This is a genomic window from Bdellovibrio sp. NC01 (genome assembly GCF_006874625.1).
Classification (GTDB): domain Bacteria; phylum Bdellovibrionota; class Bdellovibrionia; order Bdellovibrionales; family Bdellovibrionaceae; genus Bdellovibrio.
On sequence record NZ_CP030034.1, the window covers coordinates 3470292 to 3495655 of the forward strand.

Consider the following 25364-nt stretch of genomic DNA (forward strand, 5'->3'; position numbering starts at 1 on the left):
GTCCTATGGAAAAACTTCTTGAGGTTCGTAATTTACAAGCATTCAGCCGTGAAGGCCGAGCCCTCTCCCCGATTGTGAATTTTGAACTTCAAGAAGGCGAAGTGCTTTTTCTGCGCGGAGAAAACGGCGCAGGTAAAAGCACGATTATGAAGACTCTTTTAGGTCTTCATAAAAGCTTTGCTGGTGACTACGAAATTCTTCCTGCCTTTAATGACGTCGCCTATCTTCCCCAACTTGGAAATTTAAACTTTCATCTGCCGCTGACGTTGTCAGATATGTTGATGAATGAAGACGTCACGTCCCCTTTACTTAAAGGTCTTGATCTGAATAAAAAATGGAATACTGCAAGCGGTGGTGAACGCCAGAAGGTTTTATTCACTTCGGCTTTGTTACGTAAGCCCCGCATTCTGTTTTTAGACGAACCGTTCAATCACGTTGATAAGGAAGCTGGCGAACTGCTTGAACACAGTCTAAGTCAGTATCTGCGCGAAAATCCGAAAAGCGCGATGGTCTTAATCTCGCATCGATCATTGATCCAAGATTGGCCAAAAATTCGCTACGTGGAGATTCGCTAATGACTGCTTTCTTAGAACTTCTGCAAATATATAAGTGGTCTTTGCCTTCGTCGATCGTGATGGCAGCAGCTTTAGCACTCGTGGGTGCGCAATGGACCGCACGTGAAAAAAGCGCACAAGTATTCGTGTTGGGCCAAGGGTCTTCATTAGGTATCGTATTAGGCCTGGTCGCAAATATCTTAATGGGCACGGATTTTCATTGGCTCAGTTTATTATTCGGTCTGACTCTAGGGTGGTTGACGCTGGTGATTTCTGATTTTGCGATTGAAAAGAAATCTGATCGCAATCACATCTATCTGACTTTGTTCGTTTTCTTTTTAGCCTTAACTTATTTGATGACGGCGATCACTCCTTCGTTGGAATCGCACATGGCAGCTGCCTACTTCGGCGATCTTGCAGTGATGAGTGATGCCACAGGGCAGTTGGCTTTGGTGGCGGCAGCCCTGTTCACTGGTTTTGTATTAACTTACTGGAGACAGCTTACACACATCTCTTTTGAGTTAGTGAATCAAAGCCTTATTCATCGCAGTTGGAAGAATCGCATCTTTGATGTCGGTACACTTTTGCTTACTACTTTAGCGATTCAAGGCATGGGATACTTGTTCACAATTGGTTCTTTATTTATCTCGACAAGTTTTGCATCAAATAAAGCGCGCAACCTGAAACGCTATACAGTAGGGGTTTTCCTGATTTCAACCCTGGGCTGCTTCTTAGGATTTTGCTTATCGCTGCTATCCACGAACTTACCCACAGTACCGTGCGTTTTGATTGGTCAAATTATCGTAGGATTTATTGTTAGATTCGGGCTGTAATGCCCGAATTAAACGAAGAAATAATGGAATGATGGCTGAGCTTCGCGCTTTTGACCGTCAATATTGAACAGACAAATCACTTCGCTACGAATACCTTTTTTCACGTTGAATACAGTTAGATCCGCATTTTCGATGATCTGATGAAGACCACGACCCGCGCCGCCTTTTTGCGTATTCAAGCTGCCCGCTGTTCCGTTATAACAAGTCATCAAGTAATCAACGATGATGTCTTTTGTTAGCGAGCCGAACGGATCGACAACTGAAACTGCCAGCAATACCCCGTCACTGCCATAACAAAGCTGCGACTGTTGGTGCGTATCCAATTGAATTTCATTTTTACGAGTCAGATGATTAAATAACGACTTACCTTGCGCATCCGTTGGGGCATCGTAAATCGCGTTCATTAACATCTCTTCTGTCACGGTGTTCACACGATCTAGAACAGTACTGCGTACACCCATTTTTTTTGAAATAGGCAACCATGTCATCGCGAAGTTGTTCACGCTGAGAAGAATGAGAAACCGTTTTCTTTTGAACTTCCACACCCCACGTTAGGTATTTTTCAACCCCGAAGATGTTTTTATTCAGAAGCTTGCCCAACGCCGTTAAGACATAACGAATTGTCGCATTCTTATCTTCCGCATCGCGAGAGATAATATGTTCAACAAAGCGATTGTGCTCAAGAACTTGCAAGTTTCCTTGCACGTCTTTGCTAGTCAAAAGAACCGCGTGTGGCGCAAGCTTACCGTCATGAACCTCTTTAAGGACTTCGACGCAGCTATCTTCCGCCAACACGATATCGTATTTATTATTTTTTAAGAATTCACGAGCCGCTTCCGCGTCACCCGCAAGATCCAATTGCACACCGGTACCGCCCAAGGCCATACGCACTGGCAATTGTTGTTTTTTATCTGGCTCTACCAAAAGAACGCGACCGCCACGACCTTCAGTCAAAGCTTTTTGCGCTTCATGAAGTTCGCGATTCAAGATTTCAAATAAGCGTGCTTTTTCATTCGTCTTCATCAGACGTTCCGTCAAGATGAAGCAATAAATTTGGTAAAGAAGAGCTTGAAAACGATCTTTATCTTTTGGATGAACGTGGGCGAAATCTTCAGAACGAATCGCAAAGCACTCGACATCAGTTAAAGCTTTTACGGTTGTTGAAGTGGGATTTTTTGTAATCACACTCATCTCGCCGAAAACTTCACCTGGATGTTCAAAGGTTGCTAGGATTTCGCCGGCCAAAGATATTTCAACTTTTCCGCTTCGTAAAAAATAAAGCGAATCGTTTTTTTGGCCTTCTTTAAGAATGAAATCACCAGCTTTAAAGCTGGCAGAATGAATCATGGCAGAAACTTGCAGCAACAAATCTTCACTGAAGGATTTGAAAAAAGAGTGTCCTTTGATTTCCTTAGCAATCTCGGCCGGGTGCAGTCTCATATAGGACCAATTATGTAGTGATACAGCTATGCTTGGGTAGATAGCTCTTGAATATTTCTGGGAATCTAACAAAAATTAAGTCTATCGTCCGTGTTTAAGGAGGACGTTTGCTTCCGCTGATTCACGTCACTTCCGGCGTTTCAATTCCGAGCTATTACCTTGTCCTCAGTGTTGTGGTCATGGCTTGTCTTTTTTGGATTACTCATCGAGCGAAGAAGTACAATTTATCTCACGCGATCACGCTCGACTTAAGTCTGATAATTATGGTTTCCGGCTTCATCGGCGCGCGCCTTATGCACGTGTTTTACGAGAACCTGACGTACTACCAAGAAGACTACATGCGCATCTTGTACTTCTGGGATGGCGGCTTCGTTTACTTCGGTGGCGCGATCTTAGCGGCCGCTTTATGCGTGTTGTTTCTTGAAATCAAAGCTCCGAAAGATACTGAAAGGTATTTGGATTTATTTGCACCCGTCACAGCATTTGCTTACGGCTTTGGTCGCTTAGGTTGTTTGCTTGCGGGCTGTTGTTACGGAAAATATTGCGAGCTTCCTTGGGCCATCAGTGGTCGTCACCCGACCCAAGTATATGCCTTCTTGTGGGAAATGGGTGTCGTCTGCATTTTGATGGGTGTTGAGTCTATTGGTGCGAATCATCGTCGCCCGAAATCTTTGGGCGATGCCGGATCTGTTTTTTATTTATGGATGATCCTTCACGGCATCGGCAGACTTTTGATGGAGGCCTTCCGTGAAGATTTCCGCGGACCTTCATTGGGCATTTCTATTTCAAGCTGGATTAGTATTGCGCTGATCGCTTTAGGCTTGCTGCTATTGTTGCGCCGGAAGCCAACACGTCGGGGCATGGCATTGTTGTCCTAGTTGGCAACTTGCTCCGGCTAAAAAAGTATCTAAACGACATTGATCTGTTGGATAAGAGTTGCGAACCAGTTCAGTCACCGCAGCTGCACGCACATCAAGACTGACCGGCGTGAATTCACGATAAGAATATCTTTGGAAGCTATTTACCAAATCAAAACCAATTTGCGCGACTTGCTGACATGATTCATTCGCACCACACATGTGCTGAATTCTTGCATTAATCACAAGAGTCTTCGCCAATTCTGGATGTCGTCGCAAATAATCCGGCAAACACACGCGAGCCGCATAGAAATCAGAATTACCCTCTGTCGATGCCCAGTCAGAACCAGGAATTGTTTGACGAGGCTCTCCCGCAATCACGTGACCGATCTCGTGACAAAGCGCTGCCGCCAATTGCAATTTGGTGAAGCCCGGCGCACGCGCCATTCCTCCCCACAATGAAACTTGCATGTAAGTATCACGCTTAATCGCGAAGGCCGTGAAGTACGGACTATTCCACTCGTTCGGGATTAGTAGCGGCATTCCTGTTGTTTGAATAACAGCGCTTTGATAGTGCGATTGAAAGTCCGTGATCAATTCGCGATAGTCTTGTTCTGAGACATTCGAAACGTTCGCAGAACCTACAGGAAGATAGAAGTAGTCTTTGCGCTCTTGAGATTGTTCTTGCGCGTGAACGGGCTTGCTGAGCGATTGACGCGTCATCTGCATCATCGAAAACAAAAGCATCAACAGGATGCTGGCTAGAATGTAGGGAGAGATTTTAAAGCCCTTCATAGTGCGCCAAATTAACACACTCGAATTCATCTATTCCACTGTAATGATTTTAACACTCTGACAAAGAACGTCTCATTGTGGGATGTTTAGACGAAAGCGACACAAATTGTCTCTGGGTGATCTGAAGCTAACAGTTAGAGCACCTCTATATCGATTTACTTCCACCTTAGCTCCACAAATCCTTTGGCACGTCTCATGAAGTAGCATCCTTTCGTAGAAGTTTATTTATTTAAGAGAGGTTCTTATGAAAAAGTTTATCTTCGCATTCGCGGCTATCGCATCGACTGTTTGGTTCGTTGGCTGCAGTAAAGGTAGCGACAGTTCCAATGGTGCATACGGAGTTTCGTGCCCAGCGGGTTCTTCTTGGAATGGATCTTATTGCGTAAATGCAAACGGTGGCATCGTGAATCCTACGGGTCCTACGACGCAAGTGAATTACTATGACTACAATTATTATCAAGTCTACACACAATATCGTGGTGACATGACGATCGTAAACACGGGCGCTTATAAAGCATTCTTGAAAGAAGCGATGGGCATCTGTGATACACAAGTGTGGTCATTGATTAACACGGGTTATGCAAACTGTAATGCCTGGGTTGCTGGTTCACTTCAAGTTGCTTGGTCAATGGGTTCAGATTTGAAACCTTCGATTCAGTTCACTGCATACCCAACTCCACAGTATTTCACTGCAAGCTTCGGCATCAGCGGTGGCGGTGCAGCACTAAATCCATTGAACTTGTATAGCGCAACGACTTATAACTTGATCAACAACAGCAAAGGTTTCGAAATCAGATCAAACGGTTCTTCTTGGAATGGTGGCGGTTTGAGATTGATCCAAATTCAAGTTCCAGTAGGTACTGTGAATGACACTTACTTCTCTTACGACATCTACTACCCGTTCAACGGTGTAGCAACTAAGATGGCGAGCGGTAAGTTCAAACGTTTCTAATCTGCACTCCGCACTAGAAACCTTGCGTCTTGCGCTGCTAGCAAGAGTTTGCAAGAATCCAAAATTATGACTGAACCAAAAGTTCGACAAGTCAAATGCCCGCAGTGCGGGCGTTTGACTTTGTACTCACCAGAAAATGCTTTTCGTCCTTTCTGCTCTGAACGATGCAGACTTATCGATCTTGGCGAGTGGGCCAGCGAAGGTTACCGCATTCCCGTAGGACATTCTTCAAGTGATCCTTTAACTTCCGATGAAGACAATTACGACGATAGCGATGAAGGAAACAATCATCAGCATTAGTTTTCAGCATTGCATGCTTTTGAAAAGCGCAGTGCGAGCTAATTTCGCAAAATGCTATTGACGAAAACTAAAAATTGATTTCATATTTGGCTGTCATTGGATGACGAAGAGTTATCATCAAGATTTTTATAACAACGCAGGACACACACACGTGTCTAAACAGGAGTTCACATGAACAAAGCACAACTTATCGAAAAAATCGCATCTGAAACTAAAGTTTCTAAAGCTCAAGCTGAAAACATCTTGGATTGCGCAGTAGAAAACATCAAAAAAGCAGTTAAAAAAGGTGACGATGTTAAATTGGTAGGCTTCGGTACTTTCACTAAAGCTAAACGTAAAGCTCGCACTGGTCGCAACCCACAAACTGGTAAAGCAATCAAAATCCCAGCTGCTTGGGCTCCAAAATTCCGCGCTGGCGCAGAATTCAAATCAATGGTTAAGTAATCTCCTTTAAGAGATTTCTGCTACTTCGACAACGTTGAAGTGTAGACCAGAGAAGGGCGTTCGTAAGAACGTCCTTTTTTTTTGCCTTCAATCAAGCAAAGCAGTACGATTTCCCGTATGGCAACCTTCGATAAGAAAATCAAAAGAATCGGTGTATATACAAGCGGCGGCGACGCCCCTGGAATGAACGCGGCCATTCGTGCTGTGGTTCGTGTCGGTATTGCTCAGCAACTTGAAGTTTATGGTATTCATAGCGGCTATGTCGGCATGATCGACAACGTGATTGCGCCACTTCAACTTCGTGATATGGCAAACGTCATTCAACGTGGCGGTACGGTTTTAAAAACTGGACGATCCGCTGATTTTCAAAGACCCGAAGGTCGCGCCAAAGCTGCAGCAAATTTGAAAGCACATAACATTGATGCCCTTGTGTGCATCGGTGGTGACGGTTCGTTCCGCGGTGCTCATGCACTTTGGGAAGAACATCAAATTCCTATCGTTGGCGTTCCTGGCACAATTGATAACGACATCTTTGGCAGTGATAAAACAATCGGCTTCGATACAGCCGTCAACACGGCGCTTGAAGCGATTGACCGTATTCGTGACACAGCTGCTTCTCATGATCGTTTGTTTATCGTTGAAGTGATGGGTCGCAACTCTGGTTTCATCGCATCCCACGTGGGCCTAGCAGGTGGAGCGGAAGAAATCTTCACTCCAGATGGCACAGCGACTGTTGAAAAAGCGATCGATCACATCAAAGAAGGTATCGCTCGTGGTAAAACAAGCAGTATCTTGATCACAGCAGAAGGCCAAAAACCAGGTCGTGCTTACGACCTTGCTGATTCCATTCGTAAAAAATCAGGCATGGAAGCGAAAGTTTCTATCTTGGGTCACCAACAACGTGGTGGTTCACCGACAGCAGCGGATCGTATCCTTGCAAGTCGTATGGGTGCCGCAGCGGTTGATTCACTTCTGAAAGGTCAATGTGACATCATGATCGGCACAGAGGGCGAACGCCTTGTAACCGTGCCTTTGGATATCGTCACTAAGACCGAGAAAAAATCCCAAATGGATTTGATCTCCTTAGCAAATCTTTTGGCCACATAGTTCATTCCCTTTTGTCTTGACCTCTTTTCTAGATACTTGAATCCTAAAGGATATTCATAGTTTTCTAAAAAGAGGTCTGAATGAAACGTCTTCTACTTTCCCTAGTTCTGGTTTTGCCACTTCTGGCAGGATGTACAAAAAAAGATAACGTCATCACAATCGGCGAATACGATTCGATGACAGGCAGTGAAGCCACTTTCGGTTTGAGCTCAAACAAAGGTGTGCGCTTGGCATTTGACGAAATCAATGCTGCTGGCGGTATCAAAGGAAAAAAAATCGATTTAAAAGCCATGGATGACCAAGGCAAGAACGAAGAAGCTGCTTCTGCGGTCACTCGCCTGATCACTTCGAATAAAGTTGTTGCGATTATTGGTGGCGTCGCTAGCGGTCGCTCGAAAGCAGCAGCACCGATTGCGCAATCACATGGCGTACCGTTCGTGTCGCCAGCTTCAACGAATCCTGACGTCACTAAAATTGGTGATTATGTTTTTCGCGTCTGCTTCATCGATCCATTCCAAGGTGCGGTCATGTCGAAATTCTCGTCTGAAACTTTGAAAATCAAAAAAGCCGCAGTTCTTCGTGACGTTAAGAACGACTACAGCGTGGGACTTGCTGACGCTTTCGTAGAAGATTTTAAAAAGCGCGGTGGCGAAATCGTTTCGGATCTTAGCTATCAATCGGGCGATATCGATTTCAAAGCACAATTGACTCAAATCCGTTCTAAAAATCCAGAAGCCATCTATGTCCCTGGTTATTACACGGAAGTAGGTCTTATCGCTCAGCAAGCACGTCAATTGGGAATTAAAGTTCCTTTGATGGGTGGTGACGGCTGGGATAGCGACAAGCTTTCTGAAATCGGCAAAGAGGCTGTGAACGGCAACTATTACTCAAACCACTACACGACTGAATCGACAGAGCCTGCAGTGACTGAGTTCATCAAAAAGTTTAAAGCGAAGTACAATGAAACTCCGGATGCATTGGCAGCTTTGGGATACGACGCTGCAAAAATCTTGGCCGCTGCAATTGAACGTGCACCAGACTTGTCAGGCAAAGCAATCCGTGATGAACTAGCTAAGACGAAAGATTTTGCTGGCGTAACTGGTAAAATCACTTTGAATGAAAATCGTGACGCTGTGAAAAGTGCGGTTGTAATCCAAGTCGATGGTAAAAACCGTAAGTACATTTCAACTGTCGCGCCTTAATCGTCTTTTAAGGAGACTATGCAGGATTTCGTACAGCATCTTATCAACGGATTAAGCCTTGGATCTATCTACGCTCTGATCGCCCTTGGCTACACGATGGTGTACGGAATTCTGAAAATGATCAACTTCGCCCACTCGGATGTTTATATGGTGGGCGCCTTCGCGGCTTACTATGTCGCGCGTTGGTTGGGAATTGATGCTCAACCCGGCCTTCCGACTCTGATTACTCTTTTGATTGCTTCGATGGTTGTGTGCAGTGTTCTGGGTTTGCTGATCGAACGCTTGGCTTATCGTCCCCTTCGTAATTCTCCAAAATTAAATATTCTAATTACTGCCATTGGTGTCAGCCTTCTTCTTGAATACGGCGGTCAGGTTGTTTTCGGAGCCGATCCTAAAGTTTTTCCTGAAGTCATGAAAGATTTTGTGATCTTTTCCGCAGGTGGAGTCGAATTGAAATCGTTCGACGTCACAGTTCTGATTGTCAGCTTGCTTGCGATGCTTGGTTTGCAATTCCTGATTCATAAAACAAAAGTGGGTCGTGCGATGCGCGCTGTAAGTTCGAACATCAGCGTCGCAAGTTTAATGGGTGTAAATCCTGATCGCATTATTGCTTTTACATTCGTGATTGGTTCGGCGTTGGCTGGTGTCGGTTCCGTGCTTGTGGGAATGAAGTATCCTAAGATCGATCCTTTGATGGGCATGATGATTGGCTTAAAGGCCTTCGTCGCTGCTGTTCTTGGCGGTATTGGCAACGTCGGTGGCGCTGTGATTGGTGCCTTGATCATGGGCTTATCTGAAGAAATGGTCGTCGGATATTTGTCGTCGACGTATCGTGATGCTTTGGCATTTGGTATTTTGATTTTAATCTTGATCTTTAGACCCGCCGGAATTCTTGGCAAATACTCTGTGGAGAAAGTGTGATGATCAAAGCTTTGAAGAATCCGCTTTTTGCATTCATTAGTCTTTGTCTTTTCGGTGTCGCTGTCGAATTCGGCCTAGACGCTTACATTCAACTGACGATTTTATTCATCTGCGTAAACGCACTGATGGCTATGAGTTTGAATCTAGTCAACGGCTACACAGGACAGTTTTCGTTAGGCCACGCTGGCTTCATGGCTTTGGGTGCATACTTTTCCGCTTACGCATCAACGAAGTGGGATTTTCTGCCTTCTAATTTTTCACTTCTTTCCGCTTTCATTTTCACATTGGGCAGCGGCCTTGTTGCCGCAGCGGCGGGTTTCATTGTTGGTCTGCCGTCACTGCGATTAAAAGGTGATTACCTGGCGATCGTGACATTAGGTTTTGGCGAAATCATCCGTGTGGCCTTGTTAAACATGGACTTCTTGGGCGGACCTCGTGGTTTGGCAAATATCCCAAGTATCGGCTCGTTCCCAATGTCGTTTGGTTTTGCTGCCATTTGGTTAGTGATTTGTTTCTTTACGATCTGGCGAGTGATGCATTCAAGTTACGGTCGCGGCTTCCTGAGCGTACGTGAAGATGAGATCGCCGCAGAATCAATGGGCATTAACACGACTAGCATGAAAGTTCGCGCTTTCGTTCTTTCAAGTTTCTTTGCCGGCGTTGCGGGTGCGCTGTTCGCGCACTTCACAAACTTTATCAATCCTTCGTCGTTCACGTTCTTAACTAGCGTCAATGCCGTGATCATGGTTGTTCTTGGTGGCATGGGTTCGATGACAGGCTCGATTGTCGCTGCGATCTTTATCACAGCTTTGCCAGAAGCCCTGCGCCCACTTCAAGAAATCACAGGCGTTGATTTGCGTATGGTGATTTACTCTTTAGCTTTAATTTTGGTTATGATCTGGAGACCTAAAGGCATCTTCGGAGAGCTTGAACTTTCAGATGTGTGGAGAAAATATGTCCGACGTTCTGCTTGAAGCTCGTAAGATCACGATGCAGTTTGGCGGTTTAAAAGCTGTCGACTCTTTAGAATTCAAAATCATGAAAGGTCAGCTTGCAGGTTTGATCGGACCTAACGGTGCCGGCAAAACAACTGTGTTCAATATGCTGACGGGCGTGTACCAGCCAACACTGGGCGAGGTCACTTTAGAAGGACATTCGCTGAAAGGTTTGAAGCCTTTCCAAATTTCCCATAAAGGCATGGCTCGCACTTTCCAGAATATTCGTCTTTTTAAAAACCTTTCAGTTTTAGAAAATGTTTTGATCGCGACACATCAACACGTGAATTATGGTTTACTCGATTCGTTGCTAAAGACTTCTCGTTATCAACAGACCGAAAAATATCTAACAGATAAAGCCATGGACTTGCTGAAATTGTTTTCTTTGGAAAGCAAAGCTCACGACTCCGCTTCATCTTTACCCTACGGTCAGCAACGCAAACTTGAAATCGTGCGCGCCCTAGCAACGGATCCAAAGATTCTGTTGTTAGACGAACCTGCTGCCGGCATGAATCATTCGGAAACGCATCATTTGATGGAAACGATTGCGAAGATTCGTGAACAATTCAAATTAACGGTTCTATTGATTGAGCACGATATGAAACTGGTGATGGGTATTTGCGAAAACATCGTGGTTCTTGATCACGGTGTAAAAATCGAAGAAGGCGCACCTTTGCACATTCAAAATTCGCAAAAAGTTATCGAAGCCTACCTTGGCGTTGAGGAGGCTGAATGAGCTCCCCTATTATCCAAGCTGAAAATTTAAACGTACACTATGGCTCGATCCACGCTTTGAAAGGCATTACTTTCCAAGTGAACAAGGGCGAAGTTGTAAGTCTTATTGGCGCTAATGGTGCCGGCAAAACAACGACATTGCGTGCGCTATCTGGGCTTGTGCCATGCACTGGTAAATTGTATTTCGAAGATCAAGATCTGACGAAGGTTCCCACATTTAAACGTGTAGGTTTGGGACTTGCACAATCCCCTGAAGGGCGTGGCGTCTTCCCACAGATGAGCGTTGAAGAAAACCTGACGATGGGTGCTTATTCACGCTCTGACAAAGGCGGCATCAAACAAGACATGGATATGTGCTTGGAACTATTCCCTCGTTTGAAAGAGCGTCTGTGGCAAATGGCTGGCACGATGTCAGGTGGTGAACAGCAAATGCTTGCGATCAGCCGCGCATTGATGGCTCGTCCGAAGATTTTGTTATTGGATGAACCGTCTTTGGGATTGGCTCCGCTGATCGTTGCGCAAATTTTTGATATCGTTAAAAAACTAAATCAAGAAGGCATGACGATCTTGCTCGTTGAACAAAACGCAAGAATGGCTTTGAAGATTTCTCATCGTGCATATGTTTTGGAAACTGGAAAAATCGTTATGCAAGATTCGGCTGTGAATCTTTTAAATAACAATGAAGTTCGTAAGAGTTACCTTGGCGTCTAAAAATAAAAGGGCTTGCTAACCGCAAACCCTTTATTGACGCAAATCTCAACCAAAAGTAAGTCCGTGCCTTTAGGCCATCTTTTGCAAGATCACTTCGAATTCTGTACCGTGGCCGTCTTTGACTGGTGATTTCACTGATACTTTTCCTTCGTGGGCTTCAACGACGGCTTTTACAAACGTCAAACCCAAACCCATTCCGTATTCAGAACGAGCTTTGTCGATACGATAAAGTTTTTGCCAGATCAATGAATGCTCATCCGCCGCAATACCCGGGCCCGAATCTGTCACGCGCAAAATCACATTTTCAGTTTGATTGATTGTTTCAATCGTCACGGTACCACCTGGTGGCGTGTACTTGTGCGCATTATCCAACAGATTCGCGATCACACGAGAAATCAGACGTGAATCCACCATCGCCCAATCGTGCTTATCAAGTTTTTGCACGACCTGAATTTCTTTTTCTTCGAAAGCCATTTCGTACAAATTCATCATATCTGTGACTAAATCACTGATGAATTTCTTTTCCAGACGAAGTCTGCGCGAACGATTTTCCGCCTCTGTAATATCAGACAGTACTTGAAGAAAGTTTAAAATCTTATCTGAGTTTTCAAAGCAGCTTTGTAAAGCTTCACGGTAAGACTCAACGTCGCCTTCACTTTGCAGTGCGATTTCCGCACGACCACGCAAACGAGTTACCGGCGTACGAATATCATGGGCCAAGTGATCGAAGGCTTCGCGCAGTCCATTCACCAGATTTTCGATTTTATCGAGCATCTTATTAAAAAGGACTTTCAATTCTTCGAGTTCATCTTCGCTGTTACCAACCGGAACGCGAGTGGCAAAATTACCAGAGTCGATCTTCTTCATCGAGTTGATGACTTCACGTACAGGACTTAGAGTTGAATTCGATAAGAATAGACCACCCAAGAAACCGATAAGGGCCACAGGCAGTAACGACCACCAGAAGATCTTTTGCAGATTGCGCAACTGAGCGCCCAAGCCTTCTGTACTTTTTGCGACGACCAAACGGCTGCCGTCTTTTAAGCTACGACCCAAAACCAAAACGGCTTCGTTGCCGAACTTTTCAGGCAAAGAGAAATCAAAATAGCGCTGTTTCTGATTCGCCAATTCCTTATTCAAAAGATCCATGTCGACTTTGAAGCTTGGGAATGGCTCATGGAAGAAGATCATCTCCCCTTTTGCAGAGAAGACACCGATCAGCAAGCTCGCATCGCGATCGTAGTTCGGGACATACATAAAGTATTCATTGAAGTCCTTGAGACCACGAATTTCGATGCGATTGCTATATTCTTCGAGTTTGCTTTGAAGAATCACACGCTCTTGATCTTGAAGAGCGTGTGTAATTTGAAAATAGAGGTAGCTGAAAATCAGCGTCGAGCTGAGGATCAACACCAAGGAGTACGCGAACGTCAGCTTGGTGCTGATACGGAACAGAGTCGGCTTAAGACGACTTAAGAACATAACCTACACCTCTGACTGTATAGATTAGGCGTGTAGGGAAATCTTTCTCTAACTTGTTTCTCAAACGGCATACAAGTACGTCTACCACGTTTGTCTGTGGATCGAAATCATAATTCCAAACTTCTTTAAGAATAGTTTGTTTACCGATGATTTTATTTGGGTTGCTCATGAAAAGATCTAGAAGAACGAATTCACGTTCTTGAAGGTCCAATTTTCTGCCTGCGCGAACCACATCACGATTCAAGCGGTTCAATTTCAAATCTTGGAAAACCAATTGCGTTACTTCAGAAGCTTTTTGTGCACGCTTCAAAAGATTTTTTACGCGGATTTGAAGTTCAGCCATCGCGAATGGTTTAGTAAGGTAGTCATCACCACCCATGCTCAAACCTTTCAAGCGATCGTCAAGTTCACGAAGTGCACTCAAGATTAGGATTGGTGTGTTCACTTCTTTTTCACGAAGAGATTTAGCAAACGTGTAACCGTCCATTTCTGGAAGCATCAAATCCAAAACGATAATGTCGTAATGGTTTGTTAGCGCTCTTTCGAAAGCACGGCGGCCGTTAGATTCCACTTCGACTTCGCCTTCAAGCTCTCCAAGACCTTGTTTTACGATCGTTGCGATTTCGTTATCGTCTTCAACTACTAAGCATCTCATTGGGAGTCACCTTTGTTACTAGATTGTTAAATCTGGGCACAGTGTATATCAGGTTTGTTTCTAAACAAAAGTGGTAGTTTTAATGATTTCCCTATTATTACAGACATTTAATTACACTAGTGAGTTCTATTGCGCAGATGAAATTCATTAGCCAAGAATCGAGGTTGCCAACGAGAAATTTTGTTTATATTGGCCGGATTAAAGAGGAGAACGCGAGTATTTTGAATAAAAAAAGCGAACTCCGGGTCAAAGAGTTCGCTTAAGACATGGTTTAAGTAATCTACTTCTCGAGCGCTTAATCTTCGCACGATGCGTGCAAAAATTCCGTCAAAGCATCCGCCGATTACAGAGCTCTTACGTTCCTCTCATCAAGGAAAGAGTTCGAGAGTTTTTAGTAATGAGCGAGTGGGTGCTCGCTCATTACTTGTTAATTTAGTTTATTATCTTTTCAACTGAATAACTTCGTTAAGAAGTTCGTCTGTTGTTGTGATTGTCTTCGCATTGGCTTGGAAACCACGTTGATTTTGGATCATGTTTACGAACTCAGTCGCTAGATCCACTGTAGATCTCTCAAGAGATTTCGCGAACAATTTACCACGGCCTGCTGTGCCCGGGCCACCAACTGAAGCGCCACCTGAATCTCTAGATTCTTTCAAACGGTTGTTACCAACTTTGAAAAGAGCTTCCGGATTTTCGAATTTCGCCAAAGCGATTTGTGCTAAGTCTTGTGCTTGACCGTTTGAGTAAACCGCAGTCAACGTACCTTCATCCGAGAATGACAAGTTCGTGATCGTACCAGCCGCCGCACCGTCTTGATGCCAAGAGATAAGGTCAGAGTTTTTACCGTACTGTTTAGTACCTTCCAAACCTTTACCGCCATCTTTAATAGCGTCACCGAAGTTCAACTTGATTTGTTGGCCTTGAAGAGCGCCACCTTTGAAGTTGAAGTTTGCAGAAGACATCACGTTGCTGTCTAGTTTACCGTCAACCGTGAACTCCAATTTACCAGAGCACACTTCAGACATTTTACCTTCTTCGCCGCCAGTAACTTCTTTACCGTCAACCAAGCCTTTGTATTCCCATTGTCTGTCAGCTGTTTTATTGAAGAACAATGACAACAAGTGCTTGTTACCTTGAGAGTCGTACATCTCAACACCTGTAGAGTAGTGAGAAGTCGAATAAGGATCGTTAACGTCGAATTTTTTAGTCGCTTCCATACGAGAATCCAAGTTAAGGTCCAACTTGATTTCTTTAGTCGCTTTAGCTGGGATCAAGGCGCGAGGGAATTTGATATCCGTCATTTTGTTAACAACGTTACCTTTTTCGTCTGTAGCGAAACCTTGAACTTTTTGATTGTCGTTTGTTACTAGGTAACCTTCGCGGTCAAAGTGGAATGAACCATCACGAGTGTATGATTCGCCATCAGAACCTTTTACTTTGAAGTAACCGTCACCAGAGATAGCAAGGTCAGTTACTTTTTCAGTAGCGTCTACGTTACCTTGAGAAAGAATTGGGTTTACGGCACCGATCTTCACACCGCGACCGATTTGGTTACCACCAAGAATACCTTTTAAGTTTTTAGAGATAATATCTTGGAACTCTGCGCGGCTTGCTTTGAAACCGATAGTGTTGGCATTGGCGATATTGTCACCAATAACTCCAAGGGCTTCGCCCTGTGCAGTCATACCAGACACACCCGTGTACAATGAAGAAAGAATACCCATGTGACCTCCATGTCGTTGACGTCTTCAATCGGAATCCGTCGTTTGGAGGGCCTCCTCTGCGAGGACCAGCCCATTTATTTAGTTTTTCTATCCAAGCCTTGAACACATTCTATGTTCTTAGCTTTTTCACTTTATCTGTCTCTTCGGGACAGCTTCAGTGAGCTTTGCGGTTAAATAACTACTGTGGAATCGATGTTCGTGAATACATTTTCTTTCAATGCATTCTTGTCCATCACAGTGACCACTGTGTTATTCTTCACGCTGACGATCAGTGCAGAGTCATTCATTAATACTAATGAATCCTTTGAACCTTTCGCCGCTGCTCTCGAAATCGCGTCTTGCAGCTTCGTGATATCCTCGGGGCTATAACTGATGCCTCGAGTTTTCATGCGCTCAATCGCGTGATTCGAAAACTTCACTCCTTCAGTAGCTTTTGCAAGCCCTTGCGGATTTACTTGATTCAAGTTCTGCGGTTTATTCAAACCACCGACAGAATCGAGTGTATCCTTGAAGGATGGTCCCGTACCACCCAGATCAGGTTGTTTAACCTTACCCGGTTGACTCGGAACGAGTTGATCGAATGTCTGTATCTTCTTTAAGTCAACCATCTTACTTCACAGTCTCCTTGGCGATCTTTTCCATCATGTCGCGAGATAAACCCACCGTATCCATGATCTTAGATTTTGCCGCAGGAGCTGAAGGAGTGGAAGTCTTTTGTACTTCTACATTCGGCTCTTTTCCAGTTTGCGCTGCGACACTATCTTTCTTCAAGTCTAGGTTTGTAACATCATTTACATTCTGGTCGTTTCTCATAAGACGTGGGTCCGTAATCTTTTTCACGTCACGGAAACGAATCGCTTGGTTACCAACGTTAAGGATTGGGCCTTCTGCAGAATAACTCACGCCTGTGATCACTCCGTCGAAGTCAGTTTTGATACCCATCTTCTTACCGTCGCCAGTTTTTGCTTCTGCTAAGAATTGATATTCACCAGCAGCAGCTTTCATACCTTTTTCGTCTTCACCATTCCACGTCAATTTATTTTCGCCCGCTTTCAAACCTTTCAAGTTGTACGTGCGAACAACGTTACCGTCTGCATCGCGCACTTTGATTTGAACTTCGTTCGCTGCCATTGGCAGATTGAAACGGAAATCGTGATCTTTATCATTCACACCGCGCACAACTTTTGATGAATCACCAGCAACTGCTTTGCCGATTAAGTTCAACGCTTGGAAATTTTCTGAAGGCTTTTGTGCGTTCTTCAATTCCTCAAGTGTTTTGTTCATGTTCTGCATTTGCTCGAGTGACGAGAAGTTCGCCAATTGAGCAGCCATCTCATGTGACTTCATCGGATTCGTTGGATCTTGGTTCTTCATTTGCGCAAGCATCAATTTGAAGAAAGCATCTTTATCCAAATTGGGATTGCCCGCTGTACGAGGTTTTTTCGAAGGATCAATCCAGTTAGGATCAGCAAGTTTATTGGCAACCGAGCCAACATCCTCTTCACCGGTTTTTGCTTTGTCTTGGGCACTGAGTGTGTTCATTGTGTTGTTAGTGCTTTCAGGTTTTGCCTGAGTTGCACCGAACGCATTCACTCCCAATTTCGCATTCACCATTGTCATGTACCTTCTCCTTGTACAAATTATGCTACTAAGTTAAGACCAGAACCTTTACCACTCACCGCTCGTGCTGCCGTCTTTGTTGACGAAGTTTCAAGTGGTTGAAGTGGATCTCTGCCTTTGCCGCCATAACCTTTGATATTTTGGAAATCAGCTAAAGCTTCGCGTCGTCCTTGGTTACCAAAGTTATCGTTAAATTGGTTCCAGAACTGACGAGCTTCCCGATGCTGATTTTGTCCATTCATATTCTGCTGGTTATTTTGTGCAGAATTATCCGTCGATGCGGTATTCACCACATCAATCTTAACATTTTCTACTGACAATTTGTGAGCAGCAAGACTGGTTTTCAGTTCAGCTAGACTAGACTCGATCGTCTTCTTAGCTTCCTGAGTATCCGCCGACATTTGCATGTTCACTTTGCCGTCCTGAAGCATAACTTTCAGATGAATTGTTCCCATACCCTCGGGAGTCATTTCAACTTTCACTTCGCCGCCGCCGTTTTTGATCAAGTATTGTGCTTGATTCATCAACTGCTTCACAGCCGCTTCATTTTCAGCCTTGCCCATCTGCTGCGGAGCCACTGGCGCCATTGGAGCCATCGGATCGAATTTCAAGCTTTCACCTTTGATTGGCGGAGCTTGAAGTCCTTCAAGTCCCGTCATCGTTGACTTGAATTCAGCAGATTTCGTTGTCAGTTTTGTTTTCGCAGATTCTTTATCGCCCGCACTTTGTTGGAAGAAGTCTTTAGCATCCTTCATCAACGAATCGCCTTGCGATTGATTCTGCTGTTGTTGCATGAAATCTTTCATCGCATCTTTTGACTGCACCACATTGTTAGCATTCGGACCTAGTAAAGGCTTTTCTGCTTTTGGTGCTGCAAGAGCTTGCGAGAATTCATCCTTCAACTCTGGAGTTTCTTCCGATGCATTTTCAGCACTCGCTTGAGCGGCTGCCGCTTTCTTCGCAGCTAAGGCCGCTAGAAGAGCCGGTGACATCGCATCTTGCATTTGACCTTGCAGGTGCGGTGGAAGCTCTGGAAGTTTCGCTTGCGGTGCTTGTGGCATCGCAGGTTGAGCTTGCGGAGCTTCAATATCCATCTCTGAAGAATCCATCATGTCCAACGCTGCCGTTGGATCTGCGGAATCATCCATAGTGATATTTTGCATCAGATCACCACTTAGATCAGGCATCGCTGTTTGCGCAACCTTTGTATCTTGGGTCATCCAGAATTTTTTATTTAGGTTATCAACGGCAGAACCCATCAGATCTTGTTTCTGTTGAGCCGCGGCCACGCGCATCTGCATGCCTTGTTGAGACATGCTTGCACCCGCCATCATTTCTGGGGCAGGTTTCTGTTGTGGCGTTTGCTGCAATTGCATAAGCATAGAGGCATACATCGCACGAGCTTTATCAGCTTGCGCGTCGTCAAGACCCAATTGCTCAATCACAGCATCTGCTGTTGTTTCAGGGGATTCTTTAAGTTGGCTGTCGTCCAGCTTCGCCATCGCTTCCACAAGTCGTGTGGGAGGGATCTCAAATTCACTCTCGAAGGAGTCCATGAATTCTTTAATGGCTTGTTGTCGATTCGCCGACTTTTTCTTTAAAGTCCCATCTGGTTTCGCAACCTTTTGTTCCGGCTTCTCATCCGTCGCTTTGCGATTCGTGCTTTCTTTCTCTTGTGGATCTTTTGAATCCTTCGAGTCTTTCGCACTCATCTCTTGTTTCGGATTATCCTTAACCTCTTTCGGTGTCGTCGCTAATTTATCTTGCAACGTCTTTCCGAATGAAGATTCGGTTCCGGAGCCTTTGAAGTTCTGCTCTTTCGCTTTCTCGAGCGTAGACTTCAAATCGGTCGCACCCACCATTTGGGGGCCGACTGTTGATAGCAAGTTACTCCTCCTATCTGCGTTTGTACCCAGCGTACTTCTCAGAAATGATCTGAGCTTTTTCTGGTTTAAGTAAATTCATAATATCAGCAGCATTTTTCTTTTTCATACGACCAAGTATTTCAACGACCAAATCCTCGTCCATTGTCTCGAAGATCTTAGCCGCTTGTGGTGGCTTCATATTCGAGTACATCTGTACCAAGGTATCGATCTTCTGGTCGTCAGCCTTGACACGCTCTTCAAGCATTGAAGAGATCTTGCCGCGCATCTCTTCCAATTCTTTGAGGCGTTTATCAAGTTCGGACTTTTGCGCCTGAAGTTCTGATTCTTGACGATTCAATTCTTCTTCGCGTGCATCTAATTCTTTTTTTCTATCGTTCAATTTCGTCAGGTGATCGATATCTTCTGTTGTTAACGCAGAAGATTTCTTTTCACCGTCAGCGGCTTCGTCTTTTTTCTCTGCAGCTGCGGCTTTTTCTTCTGGTTTGGACGGAACGTTTTCAGCAACCGCTTCACCAGTCATTGTGATTTCTACGCGCTTCACCATGCGCTCAACTTCTTCGTGGTTTTGTACTCCCCACAAAGCAAGAAGCAATCCCATAAAGGAAACAGCCATCATTTTCCAAGGAATCGATTTTTTCTTTTTCTTTTTTGGCCCAGACATTTTCATGCGACGGCGGATCTGTTGCTCGATATCTTCAGAGGCTAAATCAAGATGCAAACGTGGAGCAGCAGGATTCTTACGAAACTTAACTCCGCTATTTTCGTCAGCAGCTTTGCGAGCATTTTTAAAGAATTGATCGTATCCGCTTTTCATCTATCTATGATTCCTTCACAGCTTTGAAGCGCAAGATGGTATTTTCATCCATCTCTTTCTGATCTTGAATAGTTCGTTCCGCTTTGTAGGCCTCGAATTTATTCTCGCGCATCTTCTCCATAATTTTATAGTCTAGAGCCGCTTGTCGCAAAATCTCTCTTTTGGCCTCGACCAATTTCTCGACCTGTTGGACTTTTGCGACCTGATGCGCGATGCGAAGCTTTTGACCTGTAAGGAATTCGTGAATTTGTGAGAGTGCTGGACCTTGGGCCCCGCCAGTCTGAGAAAGCATCCCCATGCGGGCACGCGCTTCTTGGACATCCTGATTCATTTTATCGAGAAGGGCTTGTTCTTCATTCAAAACCGCAACGACATCCTGAAAGTCTTTCTGTGCAAGACTTTCCTTCACCTTACGGTGATCCATCACTTTTTGAAGAGGAAATTTAAATTTCAATTAAGCCCTCGCGCTTCCTGCGCTCTTGCTAAATTATGCGTTAATAAGAATCTGCTGCATCATGCGAACAGTGCTGGTGAAGTTCGTTGGATCTTCGACTCTTTGTTTTAAGAAGTCGTTAACCTGATCGATGACTTTCACAGCTTTATCAATCTTTGGATTTGAACCTGGTTTGTAAGCACCAATGTTAATCAAATCTTCAGCGTCTTTATAAACAGCCAAGGTTTCACGCAGCTTTTGTGCAAGCTTCACGTGCTCTGGCGACGAAACGGCTTTCATCACACGACTTGCACTTTGCATGATATCGATCGCCGGGAAGTGGCCGCGAGCAGCCAAGGCACGACTCAAAACAATGTGACCATCGACGATCGAACGAACAGAGTCCCCGATCGGATCATTCATGTCGTCACCCTCTACGAGGGTTGTATAAAAACCTGTGATACTGCCTTCACCTTCGAAAGAACCTGCGCGCTCCAAAAGTTTTGGCAACGTCGCAAATACTGACGGCGTGTAACCTTTTTGTGAAGGTGGTTCGCCCGTGCTAAGACCGATTTCACGTTGTGCCATTGCAAAACGAGTCACCGAATCCATCATCAGAAGAACGTTTTTGCCCTGTGAACAGAAATACTCTGCCAATGCGGTTGCGACATAAGCACCACGCATACGAAGCAAAGGACTTTGATCACTGGTCACACACACAACCACAGAGCGAGCCATCCCCTCTGGTCCCAAATCATGCTCGATAAATTCGCGAACCTCACGGCCACGTTCACCGATCATCGCGATAACGTTTACGTCAGCGCTGGTGTTTCGAGCCATCATCCCCAAAAGGACGGACTTACCCACACCGGAACCTGCCATAATTGCGACACGCTGACCTAGACCGGCGGTTAATGCCCCGTTAATAGAGCGAATACCAACGTCAATAGGTTGTCTAATAGGTCTGCGGGCCAAAGGATTTCTGACTTCGCTGTATAAAGGGATCTCGCGGAAGTTTTCGACTTCGCCTTTGGAATCTAAAGGACGACCCAAACCATCAACCACACGGCCCAAAAGCTCTTCGCCGGCACGAACGGTTGCGATTTGACGAGAAAGAATAATTTTAGAACCTAAAGCGACGCCTCTCATATCGTTGAGGGCCATCATCAAGACGTGTTTGTCTTTAAAACCAACCACTTCAGCTAAGAACGTTTTTTCTGTTCCCGCTGGAGCGATTTGTACGATACTTCCGACGCTAGCGCCTGGAAGGTAGCCCTTGATAAGCATCCCGTTGACCTCTGTCACCTTACCGCTATCGCGAGTTAAGTGAGTGGTGTCTACAAGATCGGAATACTTTTCAAGGTTCAATTCCAATTCAGACATTAACCAGCAATCCTGTCTTTAACTTTAGGCATATTTTCAGAAAGAGTTTTCCAAAGCTGTTCCACACGTTGTTCAACGCGCGCATCGACTTCGCCGTAGTTCGTTTCCACGATACAACCGCCATCAGCCAATTCAGCATTTGGTTCGAAGTGAATCTTTTTAACGAATTCAAATTCACGGCCTGTTTCTTTTTTCAACTCTTCAAGGAAATCGAATTGTGATTGAGAAACATGAACTGTGATTTCTTCTTCATCTTGCGCCAAAGCAACAGCATCACGAAGGATTTGCACCATCGCCTCGTTGTTACCTTCCAATTGTGTTTTCGCTAGGCGAGCTGCCATCTGGAAAGACAATTTCACAAGGTGAGTTTCATTGAACGTCGCCATTTCCGTCTTTAGTTCTTTCACTGCTAAAAGCAATTGATCCAAAGTCGTCATGCGTTCTGCAATTTCAGCGGATACTTTTTCAAAAGCTTCTTTACGACCTTCTTCAAGGCCCAACTCGTAAGCTTGTTGATAAGCCTGCTCTTGAATCTCTTTTAGTTTTTCAAGAGCTGCCGCTTCAATCTTTTCTTCTTCATTTACTTTTTCAACTTGATCGACGCCCGTTTGCACACGAACGGCATCATTCATGCGGAAATCTGATCCACGTTGTTTTTCGTGGACGTAATTCATCGCCTGCTCTGGAGTGCCTAGGTCAAAACGCATTGGAACGAATTCCAACACGGTTTGATCAGCCAACTCTTTAGAGAGGACAGATTTCGCTTTACGTACTGGAGCGCCATTGCTGGCACCGCTATTAGACCATGGCATCTTCCGAACCGCCTCTTGCAATTAGGATCTTTCCTTCTGCTTCCAAACGACGAGCCGCATTTACGATCTCTTGTTGTGCAGATTCTACGTCTGACAGACGAGAAGGTCCCATGTTCGACAAGTCTTCGCGTAACATCTCTGCCGCACGAGCTGAGATATTTTTGAAAACTTTTGTACGAATTTCTTCGCTTGAAGTTTTGAGCGCAAGCAATAGCTTGTCGTTCGGAACTTCTTTGAGAAGCGTTTGGATACCGCGATCGTCGATTTTGACGATATCGTCGAATACGAACATAAGTTTGCGAATCTCTTCCGCAAGAAGAGGATCTTTCTCTTCCAAGCGTGACATGATCGCTGTTTCTGTATTCTTGTCCATAACGTTGAGCATTTCGGCAACTGGTTGAACACCACCAAGGCTGGCTTGTTCGACTGTTGCTGTATTAGATAATTGATTTTTCAATACGCGGTCGATCTCTGCGATCAACTCTGGGTCCACGTGCTCCAAGTTTGCCATACGCAAAACCACTTCCGCTTGAAGTGCTTCTGGAAGACGTTTTAGAACCTCACCTTTTTTCTCTGGCTCAAGATGCGCAAGGATCACCGCAACAGTTTGCGGATGTTCGTTCACTAGGAACGTTGCCAAAGATTTCGCATCGACCATCTCTAGTGATTCCAAAGAACGCGAACCACCCGATGTGATATTCAAACCACCCAGGATACCGCGGGCACGTTCTTCACCCAAAGCATCTACGATTGTATCTTTCGCAGAGATGTCTTCAGAGAAGATATAGTCTTCAGTTTCAGAGATCATTTCATAGTATTCTTCCAACACACGTTTTGTGACGTGAACTGGAACAACACGCAATTTACTCATTTGATTGATAAGCTTGCGGATGTCGGCATCGTCCATACGACGAAGCAAAACCTTCACCGCATCACGGCCCAAGTAATTGATAAGGATTGCGGCCTTATCAAAACCTTTTAGATTTTCATACTCGATATTCTCGGCCTTATGAAGTTTCATTAGCCATCCTTCCTAACAAGCCACATGCCAAACGCGTTCGCTGCTTTTTCTTCATCACGGCTCATTGATGCCATGATACGGTCTTTCAGCAATTCACTTTCAGCCTTCTCTGGGTCGATAGATTCCTGCAGAACAGGAAGAGCGGTCGACATACCAGGAAGAGAGTTATCAACGGACTGCAATTCTTCCAATTCCTCGATCGTACGTGGCAACATTTCCTCAACAGAGTCTTGGAAGCTGTCTGTAATCCATTGCATGAATGGACGAACCACGATGAAGAAGAACAACGCCAAAGAGAAACCTAGCAAAGCCCATTTGAACAATGCATGGATCAACTTTTTACGCTCAAGCGTCGTCAAGATTTTCTCTGCTTCAGAGAAGTCTTCTGGTTGGAACTGGATCGTTTCGATTTTTACACTGTCACCGCGAGCGGCATTGAAACCGATAGCACTTTTAACAAGGTCTTCGTATTTCTTAACTTCTTCAGCAGAACGAGGTGCCCATTTAGTTTCAGTTGTGCCATCAGGTTTCGTTGTTGTTGTCGCGATTCCATCAACGACAACCGCAACACTGACACGCTCAAGATTGCCGGCAGTTTCTCTGATATTACGAACTGTTTTAGGCACTTCGTAATTCACTGTCTTCAATTCTTTTTTAACGTCTTGTTTGAAACCAACTTGGCCGCTGTTATCTTCAGCACCCGGGATATTTGAACGAGAACCCGGAACACCTGAAGGATTTGTTCTTGCGCCATCCAAAGATTCTTCTTCAGATTGTTGCGATTTGATTGCTGTTTTATCTGGATCAACAAGTTCTTCTACGGAAGAGATCACACGGTGATTCAAAGTCGCATCGACTTTCGCTACCACTTTCGCATGACCAACGACTTTAGAAAGAATGTCTTCAATACGACCTTCAAGATCGCGCTCTACTTTTGCTTTCAAATCTAGCAATTCGTTGGAACCACCCGTTGAACCATCAGAAGTACGAGTCAAAACTTTACCGCGTTCATCAAGAACCGCGACTTTATCTGGGTCCATACCTTCAACGGCATTTGCCACTAGGTAACGGATACCACGAACTTGATCAGGGGAAAGTTCTTTACCTTGGTGAAGTTCAACAACGACAGACGCCGATGGTTGACCGCCTTCTTCAAGGAACGTTTTTTTGTTTGGAAGAGCTAAGATAACTTTAGATTGTTTTACCGCTGTCAAAGTGTTGATGGCTCTCATCAACTCACCTTGAAGAGCACGTTGGTAATTGATTTTCTGAGCGTAAGAGTTCACGCCGAAATCTTGTTTGTCGAAAAGCTCAAGACCGATGTTACCCATTTTTGGAGAACCGATCTCTGCCATCAACGTCATTTGCGTTGAGTGCAAAAGCTCTTTAGGGATTGCGACTGTTTTACCGCCATCACGAAGTTGGAAAGGAATATTTTTTTCGTTCAACTTCGCAACGATAGAAGAAACTTGTTCCGTAGGGATGTTCGTAAACAATGGAACATAGTCTTTACCTGATGCCATGAAAAGCATCGTACACAACGCCACAAGCGCGATAACTGTAACCGCGATGACTGAAAGCCTCTTGGTTGGACCCAGATTTTTAAAGAACTCACGAAACTGGACAACCAATCCACCGAAAATTTTGTTCAAAGCGATCCCCTTCTACTTAGAACTCTGCTGCATCCG

27 protein-coding genes are annotated in these 25364 nt (G+C 44.7%); 12 read left to right on the forward strand and 15 right to left on the reverse strand.

What is annotated here, in order from left to right:
- Positions 1-5: 5 nt before the first annotated feature.
- Positions 6-575: an ATP-binding cassette domain-containing protein gene (locus DOE51_RS16505; RefSeq protein WP_142697628.1), complete on the forward strand. Its 570-nt coding sequence runs from the start codon at positions 6-8 to the stop codon at positions 573-575.
- Positions 575-1387, forward strand: a complete 813-nt coding sequence (locus tag DOE51_RS16510) for a metal ABC transporter permease (protein ID WP_142697629.1) — start codon at positions 575-577, stop codon at positions 1385-1387. Before DOE51_RS16505 ends, DOE51_RS16510 begins: the two co-directional genes overlap by 1 nt.
- 8 nt (positions 1388-1395) lie before the next feature.
- Here DOE51_RS16510 and DOE51_RS19345 read toward each other — a convergent pair whose 3' ends face one another.
- Together DOE51_RS19345 and DOE51_RS16515 are read right to left on the reverse strand one after the other, a co-directional pair.
- On the reverse strand, positions 1396-1791 hold the full coding sequence (locus tag DOE51_RS19345; RefSeq protein ID WP_246845148.1) for a hypothetical protein: 396 nt from the start codon (positions 1789-1791) through the stop codon (positions 1396-1398).
- The gene (locus DOE51_RS16515) at positions 1751-2827 is read right to left on the reverse strand and encodes a cyclic nucleotide-binding domain-containing protein (protein ID WP_246845149.1); all 1077 of its coding nucleotides are present in this window, start codon (positions 2825-2827) and stop codon (positions 1751-1753) included. Before DOE51_RS16515 ends, DOE51_RS19345 begins: the two co-directional genes overlap by 41 nt.
- A 107-nt stretch (positions 2828-2934) precedes the next feature.
- On the opposite strand from DOE51_RS16515, the gene DOE51_RS16520 reads away from it, so the two are divergent.
- Positions 2935-3705: a prolipoprotein diacylglyceryl transferase gene (locus DOE51_RS16520; RefSeq protein WP_142697630.1), complete on the forward strand. Its 771-nt coding sequence runs from the start codon at positions 2935-2937 to the stop codon at positions 3703-3705.
- Here DOE51_RS16520 and DOE51_RS16525 read toward each other — a convergent pair.
- Complete coding sequence (locus DOE51_RS16525; protein WP_246845150.1) at positions 3655-4509, reverse strand: hypothetical protein; 855 nt, start codon at positions 4507-4509, stop codon at positions 3655-3657. The genes DOE51_RS16520 and DOE51_RS16525 overlap by 51 nt on opposite strands.
- Positions 4510-4723: 214 nt before the next feature.
- Between DOE51_RS16525 and DOE51_RS16530 the strand changes: the two genes are divergently transcribed.
- The 9 genes from DOE51_RS16530 to DOE51_RS16570 all read left to right on the forward strand — a co-directional run bounded on the left by DOE51_RS16530 (position 4724) and on the right by DOE51_RS16570 (position 11846).
- Positions 4724-5431, forward strand: a complete 708-nt coding sequence (locus DOE51_RS16530) for a hypothetical protein (protein ID WP_142697631.1) — start codon at positions 4724-4726, stop codon at positions 5429-5431.
- A gap of 66 nt (positions 5432-5497) precedes the next feature.
- Complete coding sequence (locus tag DOE51_RS16535) at positions 5498-5731, forward strand: DNA gyrase inhibitor YacG (RefSeq protein ID WP_142697632.1); 234 nt, start codon at positions 5498-5500, stop codon at positions 5729-5731.
- A gap of 171 nt (positions 5732-5902) precedes the next feature.
- Positions 5903-6175: an HU family DNA-binding protein gene (locus tag DOE51_RS16540; RefSeq protein ID WP_142697633.1), complete on the forward strand. Its 273-nt coding sequence runs from the start codon at positions 5903-5905 to the stop codon at positions 6173-6175.
- A 117-nt stretch (positions 6176-6292) separates the two neighbouring features.
- Positions 6293-7282, forward strand: coding sequence for a 6-phosphofructokinase (gene pfkA / locus DOE51_RS16545; protein ID WP_142697634.1), 990 nt, complete (start codon positions 6293-6295; stop codon positions 7280-7282).
- An 80-nt stretch (positions 7283-7362) separates the two neighbouring features.
- Positions 7363-8484, forward strand: coding sequence for an ABC transporter substrate-binding protein (locus tag DOE51_RS16550; RefSeq protein WP_142697635.1), 1122 nt, complete (start codon positions 7363-7365; stop codon positions 8482-8484).
- An 18-nt stretch (positions 8485-8502) separates the two neighbouring features.
- The gene (locus tag DOE51_RS16555; RefSeq protein WP_142697636.1) at positions 8503-9405 is read left to right on the forward strand and encodes a branched-chain amino acid ABC transporter permease; all 903 of its coding nucleotides are present in this window, start codon (positions 8503-8505) and stop codon (positions 9403-9405) included.
- Between the two features lie 2 nt (positions 9406-9407).
- The gene (locus tag DOE51_RS16560) at positions 9408-10379 is read left to right on the forward strand and encodes a branched-chain amino acid ABC transporter permease (RefSeq protein WP_142698337.1); all 972 of its coding nucleotides are present in this window, start codon (positions 9408-9410) and stop codon (positions 10377-10379) included.
- The gene (locus DOE51_RS16565) at positions 10360-11136 is read left to right on the forward strand and encodes an ABC transporter ATP-binding protein (protein ID WP_168196477.1); all 777 of its coding nucleotides are present in this window, start codon (positions 10360-10362) and stop codon (positions 11134-11136) included. The genes DOE51_RS16560 and DOE51_RS16565 overlap by 20 nt, the downstream gene beginning before the upstream one ends.
- Positions 11133-11846 (forward strand): ABC transporter ATP-binding protein, encoded by a 714-nt coding sequence (locus DOE51_RS16570; RefSeq protein ID WP_142697638.1) that lies wholly within the window; start codon positions 11133-11135, stop codon positions 11844-11846. The genes DOE51_RS16565 and DOE51_RS16570 overlap by 4 nt, the downstream gene beginning before the upstream one ends.
- A gap of 69 nt (positions 11847-11915) precedes the next feature.
- On the opposite strand, the gene DOE51_RS16575 is transcribed toward DOE51_RS16570, so the two are convergent.
- From DOE51_RS16575 to fliF, 12 genes are all read right to left on the reverse strand, one after another.
- Positions 11916-13328, reverse strand: coding sequence for an ATP-binding protein (locus DOE51_RS16575; protein ID WP_142697639.1), 1413 nt, complete (start codon positions 13326-13328; stop codon positions 11916-11918).
- Positions 13309-13983, reverse strand: coding sequence for a response regulator transcription factor (locus DOE51_RS16580; RefSeq protein WP_142697640.1), 675 nt, complete (start codon positions 13981-13983; stop codon positions 13309-13311). Before DOE51_RS16580 ends, DOE51_RS16575 begins: the two co-directional genes overlap by 20 nt.
- 440 nt (positions 13984-14423) lie before the next feature.
- On the reverse strand, positions 14424-15707 hold the full coding sequence (locus DOE51_RS16585) for a flagellar hook protein FlgE (protein ID WP_142697641.1): 1284 nt from the start codon (positions 15705-15707) through the stop codon (positions 14424-14426).
- 170 nt (positions 15708-15877) lie between these two features.
- The gene (locus DOE51_RS16590; protein WP_142697642.1) at positions 15878-16315 is read right to left on the reverse strand and encodes a TIGR02530 family flagellar biosynthesis protein; all 438 of its coding nucleotides are present in this window, start codon (positions 16313-16315) and stop codon (positions 15878-15880) included.
- A 1-nt stretch (position 16316) separates the two neighbouring features.
- Positions 16317-17327: a flagellar hook assembly protein FlgD gene (locus DOE51_RS16595; protein ID WP_142697643.1), complete on the reverse strand. Its 1011-nt coding sequence runs from the start codon at positions 17325-17327 to the stop codon at positions 16317-16319.
- 20 nt (positions 17328-17347) lie between these two features.
- A complete protein-coding gene (locus DOE51_RS16600) occupies positions 17348-19213 on the reverse strand; it encodes a flagellar hook-length control protein FliK (RefSeq protein WP_246845151.1) in 1866 nt (621 codons plus the stop codon).
- 10 nt (positions 19214-19223) lie between these two features.
- Positions 19224-20027, reverse strand: coding sequence for a MotE family protein (locus DOE51_RS16605; protein ID WP_142697644.1), 804 nt, complete (start codon positions 20025-20027; stop codon positions 19224-19226).
- Between the two features lie 4 nt (positions 20028-20031).
- Entirely contained in the window at positions 20032-20481 is a 450-nt protein-coding gene (gene fliJ / locus DOE51_RS16610; protein WP_142697645.1) for a flagellar export protein FliJ, read from the reverse strand.
- A gap of 33 nt (positions 20482-20514) precedes the next feature.
- Complete coding sequence (locus DOE51_RS16615) at positions 20515-21843, reverse strand: FliI/YscN family ATPase (RefSeq protein WP_142697646.1); 1329 nt, start codon at positions 21841-21843, stop codon at positions 20515-20517.
- A complete protein-coding gene (locus tag DOE51_RS16620; protein WP_142697647.1) occupies positions 21843-22655 on the reverse strand; it encodes a FliH/SctL family protein in 813 nt (270 codons plus the stop codon). The genes DOE51_RS16615 and DOE51_RS16620 overlap by 1 nt, the downstream gene beginning before the upstream one ends.
- Positions 22642-23676 carry a flagellar motor switch protein FliG gene (fliG, locus tag DOE51_RS16625; protein ID WP_142697648.1) on the reverse strand — a complete coding sequence of 345 codons (1035 nt, stop codon included), beginning with the start codon at positions 23674-23676 and terminating at the stop codon, positions 22642-22644. The genes DOE51_RS16620 and fliG overlap by 14 nt, the downstream gene beginning before the upstream one ends.
- Entirely contained in the window at positions 23676-25328 is a 1653-nt protein-coding gene (fliF, locus tag DOE51_RS16630) for a flagellar basal-body MS-ring/collar protein FliF (RefSeq protein WP_142697649.1), read from the reverse strand. The genes fliG and fliF overlap by 1 nt, the downstream gene beginning before the upstream one ends.
- Positions 25329-25364: the final 36 nt, after the last annotated feature.